The sequence below is a fragment of the Algoriphagus aurantiacus genome (genome assembly GCF_035156405.1).
In the GTDB taxonomy this organism is placed as follows: domain Bacteria; phylum Bacteroidota; class Bacteroidia; order Cytophagales; family Cyclobacteriaceae; genus Algoriphagus; species Algoriphagus aurantiacus.
The window spans coordinates 35,312-53,428 of record NZ_JAXRUT010000006.1; the positions used below are offsets into that span (position 1 = coordinate 35,312).

General features: G+C 30.1%; 17 protein-coding genes. 14 read left to right on the forward strand and 3 right to left on the reverse strand.

What is annotated here, in order from left to right; translation table 11 throughout:
- Positions 1 to 3: 3 nt before the first annotated feature.
- From gp17 to SYJ56_RS07965, 9 genes are all read left to right on the forward strand, one after another.
- Positions 4 to 393, forward strand: a complete 390-nt coding sequence (gp17, locus tag SYJ56_RS07925; protein ID WP_323833231.1) for a tail completion protein gp17 — start codon at positions 4 to 6, stop codon at positions 391 to 393.
- 39 nt (positions 394 to 432) lie between these two features.
- Positions 433 to 861 (forward strand): phage tail tube protein, encoded by a 429-nt coding sequence (locus SYJ56_RS07930; protein WP_323833232.1) that lies wholly within the window; start codon positions 433 to 435, stop codon positions 859 to 861.
- 115 nt (positions 862 to 976) lie between these two features.
- Positions 977 to 1,327: a hypothetical protein gene (locus tag SYJ56_RS07935; protein WP_323833233.1), complete on the forward strand. Its 351-nt coding sequence runs from the start codon at positions 977 to 979 to the stop codon at positions 1,325 to 1,327.
- A 14-nt stretch (positions 1,328 to 1,341) separates the two neighbouring features.
- Complete coding sequence (locus tag SYJ56_RS07940; protein ID WP_323833234.1) at positions 1,342 to 1,632, forward strand: hypothetical protein; 291 nt, start codon at positions 1,342 to 1,344, stop codon at positions 1,630 to 1,632.
- A gap of 54 nt (positions 1,633 to 1,686) precedes the next feature.
- Positions 1,687 to 4,482, forward strand: a complete 2,796-nt coding sequence (locus tag SYJ56_RS07945) for a phage tail tape measure protein (protein ID WP_323833235.1) — start codon at positions 1,687 to 1,689, stop codon at positions 4,480 to 4,482.
- Between the two features lie 1,072 nt (positions 4,483 to 5,554).
- On the forward strand, positions 5,555 to 8,086 hold the full coding sequence (locus tag SYJ56_RS07950; RefSeq protein ID WP_323833236.1) for a hypothetical protein: 2,532 nt from the start codon (positions 5,555 to 5,557) through the stop codon (positions 8,084 to 8,086).
- Positions 8,087 to 8,091: 5 nt separating this feature from the next.
- Entirely contained in the window at positions 8,092 to 8,535 is a 444-nt protein-coding gene (locus SYJ56_RS07955) for a hypothetical protein (RefSeq protein WP_323833237.1), read from the forward strand.
- A gap of 33 nt (positions 8,536 to 8,568) precedes the next feature.
- Positions 8,569 to 10,575, forward strand: a complete 2,007-nt coding sequence (locus SYJ56_RS07960; protein WP_323833238.1) for a hypothetical protein — start codon at positions 8,569 to 8,571, stop codon at positions 10,573 to 10,575.
- A 24-nt stretch (positions 10,576 to 10,599) separates the two neighbouring features.
- Positions 10,600 to 11,661 carry a hypothetical protein gene (locus SYJ56_RS07965; protein WP_323833239.1) on the forward strand — a complete coding sequence of 354 codons (1,062 nt, stop codon included), beginning with the start codon at positions 10,600 to 10,602 and terminating at the stop codon, positions 11,659 to 11,661.
- A gap of 16 nt (positions 11,662 to 11,677) precedes the next feature.
- On the opposite strand, the gene SYJ56_RS07970 is transcribed toward SYJ56_RS07965, so the two are convergent.
- The 3 genes from SYJ56_RS07970 to SYJ56_RS07980 form a co-directional block, all read right to left on the reverse strand.
- Positions 11,678 to 12,034, reverse strand: coding sequence for an HNH endonuclease (locus tag SYJ56_RS07970; RefSeq protein ID WP_323833240.1), 357 nt, complete (start codon positions 12,032 to 12,034; stop codon positions 11,678 to 11,680).
- Entirely contained in the window at positions 12,024 to 12,536 is a 513-nt protein-coding gene (locus SYJ56_RS07975) for a hypothetical protein (RefSeq protein WP_323833242.1), read from the reverse strand. Before SYJ56_RS07975 ends, SYJ56_RS07970 begins: the two co-directional genes overlap by 11 nt.
- Positions 12,537 to 12,811: 275 nt before the next feature.
- A complete protein-coding gene (locus tag SYJ56_RS07980; RefSeq protein WP_323833244.1) occupies positions 12,812 to 13,360 on the reverse strand; it encodes a hypothetical protein in 549 nt (182 codons plus the stop codon).
- Positions 13,361 to 13,430: 70 nt separating this feature from the next.
- Here SYJ56_RS07980 and SYJ56_RS07985 point away from each other — a divergent pair, with 70 nt between their 5' ends.
- The 5 genes from SYJ56_RS07985 to SYJ56_RS08005 are packed head-to-tail and all read left to right on the forward strand — an operon-like array spanning position 13,431 to position 17,134.
- Positions 13,431 to 14,297 (forward strand): hypothetical protein, encoded by an 867-nt coding sequence (locus SYJ56_RS07985; protein WP_323833246.1) that lies wholly within the window; start codon positions 13,431 to 13,433, stop codon positions 14,295 to 14,297.
- A 33-nt stretch (positions 14,298 to 14,330) separates the two neighbouring features.
- On the forward strand, positions 14,331 to 15,227 hold the full coding sequence (locus tag SYJ56_RS07990) for a hypothetical protein (protein WP_323833248.1): 897 nt from the start codon (positions 14,331 to 14,333) through the stop codon (positions 15,225 to 15,227).
- Between the two features lie 20 nt (positions 15,228 to 15,247).
- Positions 15,248 to 16,105, forward strand: coding sequence for a hypothetical protein (locus tag SYJ56_RS07995; RefSeq protein ID WP_323833250.1), 858 nt, complete (start codon positions 15,248 to 15,250; stop codon positions 16,103 to 16,105).
- 4 nt (positions 16,106 to 16,109) lie between these two features.
- Positions 16,110 to 16,436, forward strand: a complete 327-nt coding sequence (locus SYJ56_RS08000; RefSeq protein ID WP_323833252.1) for a hypothetical protein — start codon at positions 16,110 to 16,112, stop codon at positions 16,434 to 16,436.
- Positions 16,433 to 17,134 (forward strand): hypothetical protein, encoded by a 702-nt coding sequence (locus SYJ56_RS08005; protein WP_323833253.1) that lies wholly within the window; start codon positions 16,433 to 16,435, stop codon positions 17,132 to 17,134. The genes SYJ56_RS08000 and SYJ56_RS08005 overlap by 4 nt, the downstream gene beginning before the upstream one ends.
- Positions 17,135 to 18,117 lie beyond the last annotated feature (983 nt).

The window sequence follows — 18,117 nt, forward strand, 5'->3', positions numbered from 1 at the left end:
ATAATGAAAGTAGAAGAAATAATATATTCAATCCTTTTTGCCGATGTAAATATAAATAACATAGTAGGTAATAACATTTTTCCAATCAGGGCTGCACAGGGTAAAAATTTACCATTTATTACCTATACAGTAACAAGCATTGAACCCAATGCAGGTAAAAGGGAAGTAAGTGCATTTGATACTTATATGATTGATATAGATATTTTTTCAGCTACATTTAGTCAGTTAATTAGTTTGGTTGATTCAGTAAGAGAAAATTTTGAAGCAGTCAATTTTGAATCTGATGGGGTAGGAGTAGAATTTGATTTTTTAAATATAAAAGAAGATTATAAAAATGATGCACAATTGTTTAATAAAACAGTAAGTATTATAGGGCACTATTATAGTGTCTAAATTAAAATTAGAATAAAGATTTTTTAAAATAATATAATTATGAGTATGTCAATTGGAAATTTCGTTGCTTTATATAAAGAAGTGAGCGGAACTTATGAAGCTTTTGGTGGTGAAGTTAGTTCTTCATTTTCCATATCAAAAGATAATATAGAAATTACAACCAAAGATTCAGTAGATGATGCTGGAAATTTTGTTAAAGAATTTGATGGTAAAGGAGAATATACATTTACTTTTTCAGTTGAAGGAATTCAAAGAGCTGATTCAAGTGTTGATACTAAAATAACCGACTTAATGAATGGTACTAAACTTAAATTTAGATTTGGGTATAATATTTTAACCCAAAAATGTTATGAAGGTGAAGGATTCATTAATAGTATGTCAATTGATTCTGGTAAAAATGAAGCTGTTACTTTTTCTGCTGAAATTCAAGGTACAGGAGGTTTAGAAATAGTAACTGTTTCGGCTTAATATTTTTAGTGTTTATTTTTTGATTGAGGATACATATTAATTTATGTGTCCTTTTTCTGTTTACCACAATTAACGATTCAGAAGATAATTAAGATAAATAAAACCATTTATAATTATGAACAAGAAAATAAATTTGGGATCAAGAAAATTTGAATTTAAGAAATCATCTTATTCTTACAAAAATTTCGAAGATCGAAATAAGAGACCATTTAATCCAACATTAGCAAGTGATATACTTGAATATTTATATTCTTGTATAGTTGCTGGATATTTTTATATCAGACAGGATTGCCCGATTGATATTGTAGATTTCTATGATTTGATTGATGAAATGGAAAGTGAAAATCCTGAATTGCTTTATATTTCAAATAAAGAATTATTCAAGGAAATTTTAGGTATAAAAGATATTAATGATTCTTCAAATAAAATAGAAGAGGAACCAGCAGATGGTTCAAAAAAAAAGTAATTGATATTTATAAGTTGTTTGGGTATTGTGTTGGTGTAATAAAGATTAGACCAAATGATTTTTGGAATTTAGAAGATACTGAATTAATAAGTATTATTGAAGAATATGAACATAATGATCTTCAATTTACAAAATTAACATTGGAGGAAAACAGATTAATTAATTATCATATTGTTGCGGTACATAATGAGAAAATCAAAAGACCAAAACAGTTATATAAATTGCCTTGGGAAGGTGAAAGTGGATTTACACTTGAAGAAATACAAAAGAATATAAAAATTCTTGGTATACCTTATTTAAATTAAAGAGTAACATAATGGGTGTTTAATTACATCCATATTTTTTAAACATATTTTTTAATGGCTGGAAAAACTATAGCCTATTTAAATGTCTTAATTGGGGCAGATTCAGGAAGATTAAACAAAGCTTTAGATAGTTCAGAAAAAGCAGTTAAAAGATTTGGTGGTAAGCTTGAATCAATAGGAAAAGATTTATCCTTAAAAGTCACTGCACCATTAACCGCAATAGGTGCAATATCAACACAAACCGCTGCTAAGTTTTCGGATTCAATATTAAAAGTTAAGGCTTTATCAGGTGCCACAGGTGCAGAGTTTGACCAATTAGAAAATAAAGCAAAAGAGTTAGGAGTATCAACAAGATATTCCGCAAGTCAGGTAGGGGATGCAATGGGTTTTATGGCTTTGGCTGGATTCAATACTAATCAAACCTTAGCTGCTACACCTGCAATTCTTTCATTAGCTGCTGCTAGTGCCACCGATTTAGCAACTGCCAGTGATATTGTAACTGACACAATGAGTGCCTTTAAAATCGCTGCAAATGATGCTAATACAGTATCTGATTTGTTCGCAAAAACCCAGGCAAAATCTAATACCAATGTTTTGCAATTGGGTGAAGCTTTTAAATACGTAGCACCAAATTTTGCTGCTGCTAATCAATCAATCACAGATACATCTTCATTATTGGCAGTATTGGCCAATTCAGGTATAAAGGGTTCTATGGCTGGTACTGCATTGAATGCAATGCTAAAGGACTTGGTAAAGAATTCCAAAGATGGTTCAATAGCTGTTGGTAATGCTGCTATTGCCCTTTATGATCAAGATGGAACAATGAGGTCTGTAATTGATGTAATGGGTGATTTGGAAGAAGCAACCAAAGGAATGAACCAGATGCAAAAAGATGCTGCTCTGGGTGCATTGTTTGAAGAACGATCAATTAAGGCGGTGAATATTATGCTAAACACCGGAACAAAAGCACTTAGGGATTATCAAGGTGTTTTGGGTGATTCTACTGGTGCTGCTGGTGTTATGGCTGATGAAATGGAATCTGGGTTAGGTGGATCACTTAGAAAGCTTTATTCAAGCTTAGAAGGGATTCAAATAATCATTGGTGATAATCTTACACCTACCATTAATTCATTTGCTTCTGTTGTTCAAAATGTTTCAACCTATCTAAATGGTTTGGACAAATCAACCCAAAGAAATATTGTGGTTGCTGGTCTTTTTGCTGCTGCCATACCTCCAATTACTTATGCATTAGGTGCAATGGTTACTATGAGCGTGGGAGTTGTTGCAAAGTTGAAAGTGCTGAATACAATGTATGCTGCATCAACTTTTGCTGCAAGTTCATTTGGTGTTGCATTATCTGCATCCATATTGCCAATTACAGCGGTTGTTGCTTCACTTTATGCATTGTACAAAGCAGGAGAATATTTTAATAAATCTGCTGAAATCAATAAAAAGGTTACGGCTGAAATTGCAGTTAGAACAAATAATCTAAATACAATCAAAGCTGAAGCGGTTAAAGTAAGCAAGGGATTAAATGATAAAACGGCTGAATTCAATAAACTATCTGAGAAGGAAAAGAAAGCCATTATTGCAACCACAGAAGCAAAGATTTTTGACTTAGAAACCAGCATTAAGCAAGAAAAACAACTAGCACAATTGACGGCAAGAAAAGCAGCTGAACTGACAATTTGGGAACAATTCACATCTCATATATTCAGCTTTGGGAATACTACTGGTGCTGTTTATTCAATGGCTCAAAAAAGTACTGAAAAATATGTATCTGCTTTGGGTCAGCAAAATGTAGCTATTGAACAATCAGAATCAGAAGTAAACAATTTGAAAACCTCATTACTTGAATTAAAAAATACTGGAAATGTAACTGTTGAACCTGTTGAATCAATTGAAACTTTGGCAACTGCCAGTGAAAAAACAAAAGATATTCTTTCAAAGCTGAAAGAGGAACTTAACAAAATATCCATCAATAAGGATATCGATAAGGATTTTAACAATGTGGATGCCAGATTATCCACTTTCAAACAGGCTTTAATTGATTTGCGTTTGGCTGGTATTAGTCCATTATCAGAGACTTACAAGCAAGTTGAACAAGATTATAATCAGGCATTTGATTCAACCAAGTTAGATGCACTCCAAACAAGATTGAATGAACTGGTTAACAGAAATTATACTATTAATCTAGGCACTAAAGCAGATCCAATTAATACCAATGTAGGCGGACAATTGAACAATGAACCATTCATTGCATCATTACAGCAAAAAGCACAAGCAATTTTTGATAGTAATATGACCACAGCAAATACACAAAAAGCAGGGAATGATTTGCTTTTACAACAACAAACAGATTTCAATAATCAATTTAATGGTTTAGTTTCTGGATTTGCTGTTGATTCAATTGCTGGTTTTGCTGAAGGTTTTGGTGCAATGCTGGTAAATGGTAAAAGTGGGATAGAACAATTTGGCACTCAAATCTTAGGATCTATGGGTAAATTCCTTGGTCAGATGGGGAAATTGATTTTGGCTTATGGTGTAAGTATGGAGGCATTCAAAAAAGCATTTTCAAATCCTTATGCAGCTATTGCAGCTGGTGCAGTTCTTATTGCATTAGGCGGTGCAGTTTCTGCAATGGCTTCTAAATCATCTTCAATTGGTTCTTCTGGTGGTGGGGGTGTTAGTTCTGTAGGAAGTGGAACCAGTGATACCAAATTTTTTAGCTCAAGGGGTATAGGATCAAATCAAGGAAAAGAAGCGGTTGAATTTGTGATTAAGGGAGATAATCTAGTTGGGATTTTGGACAAGAATTCAAGGTTCAAAAACAGGCTTATAGGGGGGTAATTGGGGGTTTTACAGTTTAAAAAAATGGGTTGATCTTGCGGGGAGTTTCTAACGTTTATCGTAAAATTCAAATGCAAAGCATTCAAATTGGAGTCTTTATTTAATGTGTTTAAAATCAGGTGGTTATAACGGTATTGTGTAAACTTTTGTAAACTTTTAACAAATTTATTTCACACTTTTTACACACTTATTACACATTTTGTGACAATATTTTTTTAGTATTGTGCTATTGAAAATGAGGTAAAAAAAGATAACCCCTGCAAAGCAGAGGCTATCAATAATACCCAATGATAAAGGGCATTTTGGAAAGTCAAATTTAGAATTACTTCTTTCGTTTGTTTTTCCACCAGTCGTCAAATTGCATAAAGCCACTTGCAATGGCAAAAATGCACGTTACTATCTCTAATAGTGACATAATGGTAGTGAAGCCCGCTCCTTTCGGGAATGTTTAAATTAAAGGTTACAAAGGGAGGTTAATTGCTTGGTAGGTGATGACCTCCTTTGTTTTTTTCAATGCTACCCCTTTCAGAACAGCATTTGAACAAATATGGAAACACATTTTGACAAATAAAACCCGTAAAGTTTAACTTAGAGTATGTTTTTGAACATAAGTCAGAAACTGTATAAAGTTCATCAAATCAATAAGTTAGTCTTTAGTTAATACTTTTTTTATTTAATTAAATGAGCTACTATCAGGGGTTTGAAAAATGACAAAAAATGTCTAAAATAAATTTTCATCCAAAATTCAAATTTTAAATTGAATAAGGGTCAATAAAAAGTTTACCCATATTTAACTTTTTATCATACTGTATATCAATTTGTTATAATATTTTCTATGTATATTTTTCAAAGAAACTTTCATTTTAGCCACATAATTAAAAATTATTTTGTATGGGCTTAAGACACTATATGTCAGTATCTTATAATTTTTAGTAAAAAATCATCAAATCAAAAATTTTCACTTCACTAATGCCATTTTTCCAATTGGAAGAAAAGGGTGGATTTGCCATTATTTTATCAATACCACAAATGACCGTACGCACGGTAATTAAGATGAAAGAAATCATCTTAAATGGCATATGCGGTAAAGTACAGATTGGAATACCAATCAAGAGGAATTTATACAACAAAAATTGATATTCTAAAAAGGGACTATGTAGGCGAAATCATTGAATTGATTGGTTCGGCTAATCCCTTCAATCTGGTATATGATTCTGATTCTGTAAATCAGTTTTCAACTTTCAAATCTTCCTATGCTGAATTAGAAATCAAACTGACTGAGGCAATCAAAACTGATTTCATAGAAATAGAAGATGAGGATGATTTTATTCTGAGATACTACAGGAATGAGATTTTAGAATGGTCTGGTTACATTCTCCAGGAACAATACCAAGAAGGTGATGATAACAATCAACCATTTGTAAGCCTAAAATTCTATGATGGGATATCCAGATTAAAGATTTTCAATATCACAGATACCATTTTAGATTTAAATCAATTTTCGTTTTCATTGGGTTCCATTTTTCAGTCAATCAATGAATTACTTTATTCCACTATTGGAAGTACAGGGTTTATTGGTAATGATTTTTTGGTTGTTGATCAAACTGAAGTTACCCCAAATAATTGTTATTCAATTAATATTGTGAATAATAGTTTAGATTTTATTGATGTTAAATATAATCATTGTATAACAGGTGTCGAAGAAACAATATTTATAAATCCAGATGCACAAGCTACAATTAATTGTGTCGATTGTAATGGAATAAAATTAAATAATACACTTATTGGTTCTTTATGCTCTGTTGATTCCATTAATCAAGACAATGTAATATTTACGGTGTTAAGTACTAGTGATAATACTTGTAATGTTGAATCTCAAACAGGTACTTGTTATGAAATAGTAATACAAGATTCAGCTAAAGAATCAGGTGAATTATTTTTATATATTGAGACTCAAGAACCAAACCAAGAGATAGTAAACAAAGCATATTTTTGGTATGAATCATCTGATTTTGATGTAAATACTCAAGCTGTTACAATAACAATTTGTTCTGTTACAACACCTGTTTTTAGATATGGTGCAACAGGTGAGGCAATAGTGTCAGAACAAATAAGTGTAACTAGTGGTGGTACCTGTAGTACTAGTGAATATTGTATCACTGGGGTAGAGCCAGTCACCATTGATAATATTTATGATTCTGTATATGTAACCAAATCCTCATTATTCGATAAAGACGGAAATTCATATACCTTATTTGAGATTTTACAGAAGTTTTCAAACACATTCAATTTTACATACTTACTATATAAAGATTCTTTTGCCGTTCATAGTTTTGAATTTAGCAAAAATCCTCAATTTATTGATTTTGGTAATGCTGAATCTATTATAAATATTAATCATCATACTACACTAAATGCTAACCAATTCTGGATTAATAAATCAAAAGGATTGGAGTTTTTGGATAGCTTAAAAAAGATGGAAATATATCATAAGTTTGATGATACACCAAGTTATTTAATTACAGGTGATTTTACAGATGTTGTTAAGCTTAGAGAATATGTATCAGCACCCGACCCAACAACAACAAGCAATAGTATAACTTTCAATACTTTTTCTGATATACAAGCTAGTAGGGGTGTTGAAGCTGCTAGATGGTATAGAGATGTTTCTGTAACCAATGCGACACCCTTTATTATTCAAAATGATTCAAAAAATAACAGATTTAGATTAAGTTATAATATCAGATTTGTGATTGATTATGGAATAACAGATTTAGAGTTTGAAGCATTAACCGAAATTCAAAAGTATCAACTTGAAAATAAAATAAAGGAAATAGAAGCCAATACAGATGTAAGATTTAATTATCAGGTAGAAAGTGTGCTTGATGGCGTTTCAAAATTCTTAAAAATCAGTGCTCAACCAAATATAATTCCTAGATATGAAAGTTATAATTGGATTGTCGAAACTAATGCAGGTAGAGGGTTAGCAAAAGTTGGCTTGGATACATTAATTGAAGGGTATGATTATTCAATTGATATATCAGCACAGGAAGGATTAAATGAAATGTATCTAAGATTCTTTCAACCATATGTAGTTACTAATATTGATTCATTGAGTACTGATAATGAAATCAGAATAGAGGGTGTGAATATGATTATTTCAGATTTGAAATTAGTAAAAACTGAAATATTGGATGTTGATGAAATAAAGTTTGAAGGTGTAACAAATAGAAATGTATTCAATTATAACCTAAATAGAGATAAAGAAATATCTTATATAAATTTAGAAGAAATTGCCTATAAATATAATTTACTTAGTGGCTTAAATACTTCATTAGGTGCTTTGCCATTTCGAAGAAAAGAAAAGGATTATTCAGCAATCAGGCCATTAGAATTATCTGTACAAGATTTAATATTAACCCAGTCATTAGAGCAATTTGGATTTCAACAGCAATATATTACAGGTGATTTGATGGTAAGAGATAATAGTACCTTTGATATTTTTTCAACAATAGAAATTACAGGAAAAACATTTGCAATAGGAAAGTTTAATTATCAAGATAAGGCAGGGGTATATCAAATTGATTTAGTAGAAATAAAATAACAACTATGGCTTTTGAAATAAATATAAATAAAAAATATACATATTCAACAAATAAATCAAAACCTATTGCAACTGGTAATAGTGGTGGTACTGACTTGGATACAATTGTATCTGATTTAGAATTTGTTGGTACACAATTAACATTAAAGCAAAATGGTCAAGATGATTTAGTTACTAATTTAGTATTAGTTAAAGAAGATATTCCCAATATTGATATTAGTCAGGTTAATGATTTACAGAATAATTTAGATGATTTTGTAAGACATAACACAAATTCACAAGGTTTAGACCCAACCCAAAAACAGAATGCAAGAACAAATATAGATGTTTATTCTATAAATGAAATTAACACAATTACAGGAGATTTAGGTAATTTAAATACCATTGATAAATCTAATTTGGTTGTTGGCATAAATCAAGCCAATAGCTGGAAAGAAATTTCTTGGTAATTATATTAAATATGATTTTTTAAACTAATTAAAATGGCAGTTTATTCAATAAAAAAAGTACTCAGTTTACCTTCAGAAGCAAGCACAAATACAGTTTATTATGTGAAGGGTGAAGCAGATAGCAGGGTTAAATTATATGTCACTGATACCGCTGGAACTTTATTCCCTGTTGGTATACTTGATGGGAATGATGTTTTAAGCACGCTATTGGGTGGATATTCTGCTGGTTCTGATACGGCATTATCTTCAAGTGATAGCATATTACAGGCATTCCAAAAGGTACAGGGGCAATTAAATTCATTATCAACTCAAATAAGTCAGGGGATGAAAGTACCCTTACCTTTAGACTGTAGCACTGAACCAAATTATCCTGCTGCTGATGCTGGTGATTCCTATAAAGTAACTGTTGCAGGTAAAATTGGTGGTGCTTCTGGTATTCTTGTGCAGGTTGGTGATTTGATTACCGCTATTACTGATAATGGTGGTGGTACTGAAGCTGCTGTTGGGACTCAATGGTTCGTATTGCAAGCCAACACTGATAATGCAACTGAATCCGTAACAGGTCTTACTAGAATTGCGACAACTTTAGAAGTGAATGCAGGTAGTGAAGCATTTGCTTACGTTACCCCGTTGACATTAGGCACTAAGCTAAGTGATTATGTTTTGGATACTAGATCTTTAACCGCTGGTACAGGTTTATCAGGTGGTGGTGATTTATCGGAAAATAGAACCATTTCATTTAATACAACTTGGGGTGATTCAAGATATTTACAGCCTTCAGCACTTTCAAATTATGTAACCTTAGATACAGCTCAAACAATTACAGGTACTAAAACATTCAATAATAGAATATTTATTCGAGATGCAAACACTGGTATAATTTTGTATGAAACAGGTGCTACAGGTGCAGGTTCTGGTTGGAGATTTATAATAGACGGAAATTCTTTTAGATTGGATCGGTCTAGTGGTACAGAAGATTTTTCTGGATACACAAGTCCTTTTAGTATAAATAATTCAGGTGATTTTGCTGTTGGGACTTTAACTAATGCAGTTGGTGATTTCGTAACAGCTAATGCAAGCGGTATATTAAGAAGAAGAACACCAGCACAAGTATTAAGTGATATTGGTGCTCAAGCAGTTCTCACTAATCCAATAACTGGTACAGGTGTAGCAGGACAAGTATCTTTCTGGAATGGAACTGGTACACAGATAGGCGATAGTGGATTTGTTTGGGATAATACAAATTCAAGTCTAAAGGTTTCAAGCATAGACGGAAATAATGGACTTATCATTGGTCATAAAACAAGAACTGATGGAAAATATTTAATCAGAACGGGTGGGGCTACAAGTCAGTCATTTAATATATTATCATCAATAGATAATGGAGTTACTTGGAATTCTAGTATAAGTTTAGGTATTGATAATATAAATTTATACAGTAATAATATTATTAGATGGTCTATTTTATCAACAGGTGTATTACAATCCAACGGAGCACAAACAATTCAATCATCAACAGGTAATCTAACACTTGCTACAGGTGGTGGGAATGGGAATATAGTATTAAGTCCAAATGGTAGCGGGATAGTTTCTATTGAAGGAGGAACAAATAAGTATCTGGAGGTTAAAACTGGGTCGACTGTAATTGCTAGATTAGGTGATACTGGTGGTACTGATGATGGTGTTTTACAACTTTTTGATTCTACAGGAACAGAAGGGGTTAGAATCAGAGCAGGAGCAGTAAGTTATATAAATAACAGTTTCAATTTTTTAATTGGAACATCTACAGATTCAGGTGAAAAGCTTAATGTTAATGGTACTGTAAGAATTCAATCTATAGCAAACGCAACAGGTAATTTTGCTACCTATTCCGCTACAGGGGTATTACAACAAAGAACAGCATCACAAGTATTGGCTGATATAGGTGCACAAGCTTCAAGAACATTAGTATCAGCTAGTGGTACAATAGAAATTACTAATGCAGATGGCGTTGCAGGAAACCCAAATCTAGAAATGCAATGGGGTGAATTAGGTTGGTAATAATTAAATTTTTTAAAATAAAATATGGCAACATTAAAAGTAAATAAAGTAGAATCATTACCAGTATCACCTGTAGCAAATTCAATATATTTTGTAAAAAGTTCAGGAGATACCCAATTTGAAATGATTTTAACAGATTCTTTTGGCAATCCAATTGAAATGAATAGTAATGGTGTAACACTAGATACAGCACAAACTATTACAGGTGTAAAGAATTTCAATGCAGATATTACCTTTGGTGATACATCATTAGATTATGTGAAATGGGATAACACAGCAAATACATTGGGCATATTTTCACAAGCTCAATTTTTACATAAATATAGGGGTGGTGCTTCTGGTGCATTGAATCTGGGGCAATATGATGCCAGTGGTAATGCTTCAATCAATAACACATCAAATGCAGGTTTAATATTTGGCACAAATAATACTTCAAGATTAGAAATTCAATCTGATGGTGATGTATTGCTAAAGAAAGTTGATAATGGTGCAGGTGATTTTGTTACAATAGATGCAACAACAGGTCAATTAAGGAAAAGAACAGCATCACAAGCATTAAGTGATATAGCAAATCCACGTGTTTATGTTTTTGATTTTGCTACAAATGGGAATCCAGATGTTACAGCAGGAGGTACATATAATGTAAGATATGCACCATTAACCACTTTTACCACTATGAATATAGGAGATACTGCAAAAATGGTTATTAAAGGTAAAATACAAACAAGAAATGCAGCTAATTTAATAGGTAGTATTGGTGGTAGTATCGCAACTGGGGCAACATTTGGTTTGAATACTCAAAATTATAATTGGTCAAATGGAACTGTAGGTAATTTTACTTTTGAAATATCTAATGTACGAACTGGTACGTCAAGTTATAGACATACAATAGATTTATATATTTATGTTTATGATGGTGTAACAAATGAAGTTAGACATTTTAATCAAACTTCTACCTCTGCAACTGGATATTCAGGTGGTGCCTTGAATGGTAGTTTAAGTATATATTTTGCAGAAGCTAATGCGGAAAATGAATTATTTTTAATGTCTGGAATATTGGAAATATATAAGCAGACACAAACTTAAACAACTATATTTATTTTTATCTTAGTAAGTTTAGAAGCTTTTCTTTAGCCTCAATAGTACATATATATTGAAGTTTACCAGAATCGAATTCTTTTAAATACCTATCACTTGATTCAAATAGTAATTCAAGCCTAGTTTTTTGGCTATGGCAAGTGGGGCAAAGGGATTGAAGATTGTCAGTTTCCAATTCATATTCCTTGAATAAATTTCTATTCAATATGTGATCAACATAAACGGCTGGTGTAGTAATATTAATACTATTACATAATTCACATATAGGATTTTGATTAATCTTTATTTCCCTTAGAACCCTCCAATTTCTTCTGCGATAGAATCCTGTATCTTTTCCCCAACTTTTATTTTTATATTTCATCAAAAAAATCTGTTAACTCTATATTCTTTTCGAATAGATAATTTTTAAATGCAATATAAATATCAGATACTTTCTTCCTGTTGGTGGGGGTGTCTTTACCCAATTCTTTATATGATGCTTTTTCGAATTTTATAGAATAAAACATTCTCAAATTTTCATCTATAAAATCATTTCCATATTCAGCAAGGAATTCAGAATACATATCATATATTTTATCAATATTGAAATCAAATTTAGTTGGTGGATTTAAATCCTGTTTTGAGTCGAAATAGTAATTATTATCAACAGTTATTATTTTATTGTTGTTATAAATCCTGTTGAATTTATTGATGTTATAAACAATTATATGATTAATTTTAAGTTCATTATCTTCGATTTGATTGATACCCTTTTCCCATAGCTGGATTAATGATTCTTGGATAATGTCTTTTGTATCATCATTATTTTTGCGATGACGTTTAACGGTTAGTTTAGTGACAAATTGTAAAAAGTTTGAGTCCATTAATTGTTTTCATTGTTTTTTAATTTAGATAATTTAGATTTGAATTTATTATAAAATAATATAAACTGTAATATAAGTAGAATAAACGAGGCTATCGAGGCAACCAATAGTACATTTATATTAATTAACATAAATAAGTACATAACGTATGGATGAATGATAAAATAAATAGCAAAGCCAGAAATGAAAAGGCAGATATAATAAACGATGGTCATTATTAATGCTAAAATAGTTGTTAGATTTTTCATATGTAGTTGTTTAGTATAAATACTTTACTATTTGACTTTTTCGTATTCGAAAGGAATATTTTCTAATTTTAATTTATCGCTGAAGTTGTAAATGGCAGTATCGCCATATTCAGGATTAAAGTATAAATCCAAAAAATATTTATCTTTATATGTTTTTTGATTATTGTTATTTTGAAAGGCTCCTTTGCGGTATCCGTCAAATTTGAATAAACCTCCAAGATTGGCATAAACATTTTTAAGTACATTTTTTATTCTTTTATTTATGTTGAATATTATTAAAATATCTTCAGATTCGATATAATTAATATATCTGCATTGTTCTTTTTCATCCTTTATTTTATTGAGAAAATATGTTAATTTTTTGTATTCTATCATATAGCCTATTTTAAGCGATTCACGGCATTTTATTTCTATGTGGGATAGTTTATTATTATTTTTAAATATTACTAAATCCACTGGCTCAAAATCATTGATTGAGCTATTTATTTTATATTCATCTGGTTTATATCCAGAATATTGCATTAGTGTAGATGCTATTTCTTTTTCATTGAGTTTGTACTTATCGATTCTAGTCATATTTAAATTATTTAATATAAATAGTATGAAATCTGAAAAATTTTACTTTTTTCGTATAAACTTTAAAAAAATGACTGAATTACTCAATGATTTTAAGGATATCATAAAAGAGAGAATAAAAAATCCGTTTCTAGGAGCTTTAACTTTCTTTTGGTTTACCTTTAATTGGAAAGGTATTTTATACCTGATTTTTGCAAGTGATTTAATAGAGGAAAAATTTGTGAAAATTGAAGAAGTTTATTTTTCTCCCCTCAATTTCTTCCTGTGGCCTATACTATCTGCTTTGGGGTATGTGATTTTGGGCAGTTACTTGTTCTGGGGTATCGAAAAAGTAACTGCATATGGGAAAAAGAAAAGGTGGGTAAACTTCTTGAAGAATAAAGAGGAAAGTTTAAAAGCACAAGAAAAAGTGGAACTGGCAAAGGTTCATCTTGAAGAAGCAAAAACAAAATTTAAAGTGCGAGAAGATTTAACAGCTGAAATTTCTAAATTAAAATATGAAATTTCTAAAGAAAAAAATAGAGTACTAACATTAGAAAATCAAATAGTTCATTTTGAAGGTAAATTAAAGTCATATAAAGAAATAGTCGATTTAGAATTTCAATTTGATTTAAGAGAAGATAAGGTACAAAAGTTAATTAAAGGAGTAACAAATGAAGAAGTTGAATTACTAGGGCAAAAAATTTATAATTTGTATGAAAGTTTAGGTAGTAATGTGGGTTTATACAATGATAGTATAAATGAGTTACAGAATCTTGAATTTGGGAGATTTAAAGTTTCTTCAACAAAGCATTTAACTAATATAGAATTATCTTCATCTGGTAGATATATTCTCCGTAGATTCCTATATGCAAAAGGATTAGTAAATGAGGAGAAATTTAACTTTGAGACGGTTAAAAAGATTGGGCACAAAAATACAATGGTTTCAAATTTATAGCTTTTTATTTATTTTATTTTTAAAACGATTCTTATGGAAGAAGATAAAAATGAGAGTTCAATATCTGGGATTATCTCAGATGCCAAAGATTTTGTAAATGAGCGTTTTAGAAATCCTTTTCTGTTGTCATTCACCTTTTTCTGGCTTTTGTTGAATTGGCGTATTCCTTTTCTGGTTTTTTTCTCTGATTATCCCATCTTAGAGAGGTATGAAGAAATAGAAGATTTTTATACTGGTTGGGAGTTTTGGTTAAGAAATTTAATGGTACCATTAATTTCAGCTTTATTGTACGTTTTTTTAAAAGATATATTATTTGGACTTATTGAAAAGCAAACAAAGAAACCTTATATAAACAGATTTGAAATTAGAATTCAAAAAGAAATAGCAGAAATGAATGCTATGACTGCTAGAATTGATGCAGAACATAATTTAGCTGATGCTAGAACGAGATTTAAAAGATATGTAGATTTAGAACAACAAATTAAGAAACTTCAAACTGATTTAGAAACTAAAACTAATGAATTTATTATATTAAAATCTGATAATGATTTAAAGAATATTTTTGTTAAACAAACCCTTGAAGCTATTAATATTGATTTTCAAGTAGATTTATTAGACTCTACTGTTATAAAATTTATTGAAGAGCATGATGATTCAGAAATTTTAGATTTTGGATTTACAATATTTAATTTATGTAAAAGTATTGGTACTGTTGTTAGGAATAATTTTAATGATGAATTTGTTTTAGATATGCAGTTTTTAATAAATAGTGGGTATATGTTTGCTAGATTTTCTGATGATGGTGTGCTTACTGATATAGAACTTTATGGGGTTGGAAGATATATAGTAAGTAGATACTTATATTCTAAAATTTTGTTTCCACCTAAACAATTTCCTAATTTTAATAAAGTAGATAAATCAATCTTTTAATATTTTTAAGTCCAATTCTTATGGAATCACTAGGTTCAATTATTAAAGAAACAAAAGATGCTATTTTTGAGCGTATTAAGAATCCTTTTTTAGGTTCTTTATTCTTTTTTTGGTTAATCTGGAATTGGAAATATTGGGGGTATATTGTTTTTGGTTCAAACACTTTTGAATTCAGAATTGAAAAATCACCAGCTTACATGAATTGGTGGTTTTTAACCGTCTTGCCTTTAGTCTTAGCTATTGGCTATACATTGGGAAGTAGTTATGTTTTTAACTGGATAGAAAGTAAATCAAAAAGTGGAATTGAGGAGAGAAGGAGAAATTATTATGAAAGATTGAAGATAGATTATACTCAAAGAAAAGAGGCTGCACAAGAAAAGTACAATCTTAAAAAAATTGAAGAAGGAATAACTCAACTTGACGATCTTAGTGCCTCAAATGAAGAACTGAGAAATGAGCTTAAGTTTGAAAGAGAATTAGCAGCAAAAAATAAAACCGTTTTGGATGAAAAGAATGCAAATATTGATCACCTAAAGAAAACAATCAATCTTGATTTTCAGTTTGATTTGGTGGATGAAAATATTGATAGAATTATTAGAGATAATTCTGACGAAGCAATTACAAATCTGGGTAATTATATTAGTAAGTTATATGGGAAATTGCATAAAGAATTAGAATCAGTCGATAGAAATCACTTAGCTATGTTAGAAAAAATAGGTGCTGGAATGTTTGAAATGATTGATAATAAACTAGTAAGTATTGAACTTTTTCCTACGGGAAGATATTTGCTTAGGAGATTTTTATTCTCACGTGATGAATTTTTAAATATTAATATTAATTATTCAAATCGTTTAGATTTAATTAACAAAGAGATATAAAATAATGAACTTTAATAAACTAATTGACAACGCCCTGAGAATGCTTTCTAAGGCCGACAATGGTATAATACTACTGAATGTAAGCAATGAACCTGTACACCCCGCAGATGCAGCATTTAGGGGTGAAATGGTAACACCGTACAATGCCATTGATTTCATATCGGAATCATTCAAACAGAATGGACTTCAAATAAGAGACAAAGAAACTAGAATGAAGCTAATGCAATTGCTTCTGGAATTTGAAAAGGTAGAAGCCAATAAGACCAGAAAATCAAAGTTGAAACAACTGATGGCAGAGAATGAATTAATGGAGTTTGGGAAAATATTATGAAATTATTATATAAATATTGTTCTATTGAAAGTGCAGTATGTATATTGGAATCTGGGAATATTAGATTTAATTCACCTAGAAATTTTCAGGATAAGAAAGACGTTCCAATTGATTTGGTAGATTTTAGTTATCCTAAATTACATAATGATTATATAAAGGATTTAGAGGAACTAAAAATACTTGAACCTCAACATAATGGGTATTTAGATGTTATTGGAAATGTAAGGGCGATGTATAAAAAATTGCTAAATGATAAATATAATAAAGCAAAGGTTACTTGTTTCTCTCTAAATTATAATTCTAACTTCTGTTGGTTCCATTACGCAGATAATTCTAGAGGTATTGTTTTTCAGTTTGATTTAAATGAAATTTTTGATGAATATAAAGATGGTTTGTTTGGTGCAGGAAAAGTTAATTATATAAAGAAGTATAGGGATATTAATTTTTTTAAATATCCCAAATTTGATTTTTATAATTACTTTCTATACAATAAGCTTAAAAGTAAGTATTGGCAAGAAGAGGAATTTAGGTTTGTCTATTTAAATAATTTGGATAATATTGAAGATTTTAAAGATTTTAGATTCAACCCTTTTTCACTTAAAGCTATTAAATTTGGTAAAAAGTGTTCAGAAGATGATAAACTAAAAATATTGAATCTTTTGAGTGAGAAGGGTATTGATGTAAAGATAATTCAATAATTTTCTTTAGCTTTTTATGAGGTATCACTGTAATAGGTGATATTCCAGATTATCACTATTACTGGTGATGGGTCAATAAGTCAGGGTACATATAAAGCGGAATAAGTCAGGGTACATATAAGGTAATTAACTCAGGGTACATATAAAGCGGAATAAGTCAGGGCACATAAGGGTATATATGTTTTTAATACTGATTATCTTATATTCGTTATAATCATATTCAATAATTGAAACAGGGTTTGGCGTGGTGGTAACGAAGTTAAACCACCAAAGACCAAAGCCGTCATTTCAATTATTATATATTATTAAAAATATTTTAACTTTTTTTATTGATTATTAAAATAAATGAGATTTACTTTGTATTTATATATGAATCGTATGGATTCATTAAATTAATTTCATTAAGATTATTTTGCTAACTGAAACAATGGAATAGAGTAATTAACTATTCCATTGTTTTTACTCTGGTTACTAAATCTGATTAATGAAATACAAAGCAAAGTAATCATTATCTTAATGAAAAGAAATGTAGAAAAAAATGAACTAGAATTATTTACAGACCTAACTGTAAATGAACTTTCAAATCAACTTCAAGAAATAGGAGTAACAAAAAGACATATTAATGACCACTTGGTAAAGTATTTTTACTTAATAGATAAACTTTACACCTTTAGGGTTTTCAATAAAGACAGAGAATATTGTCGATTTTCCAGCATTTTACTTGGATCACTTTTGGGAAAGGATTATTACAAGCCAATAATTAATAATCTCATTAATGCTGGAATTATTCAATTGGTAAAGAACCATAGAAATTTTGGAGGTATCAAAGAGTCCAAAGCATATAGATTAGTTAATGAGAATGCAGATTTTTTTGTACTAGCATTTTCAGCAACTGATTCTAAATTCGTTGATAAGGTAATTAATGAGAGGGTAAAGAGAATTGAAAAGGACACCCAAACCCTTTCCAGACTATTCAGAACCCT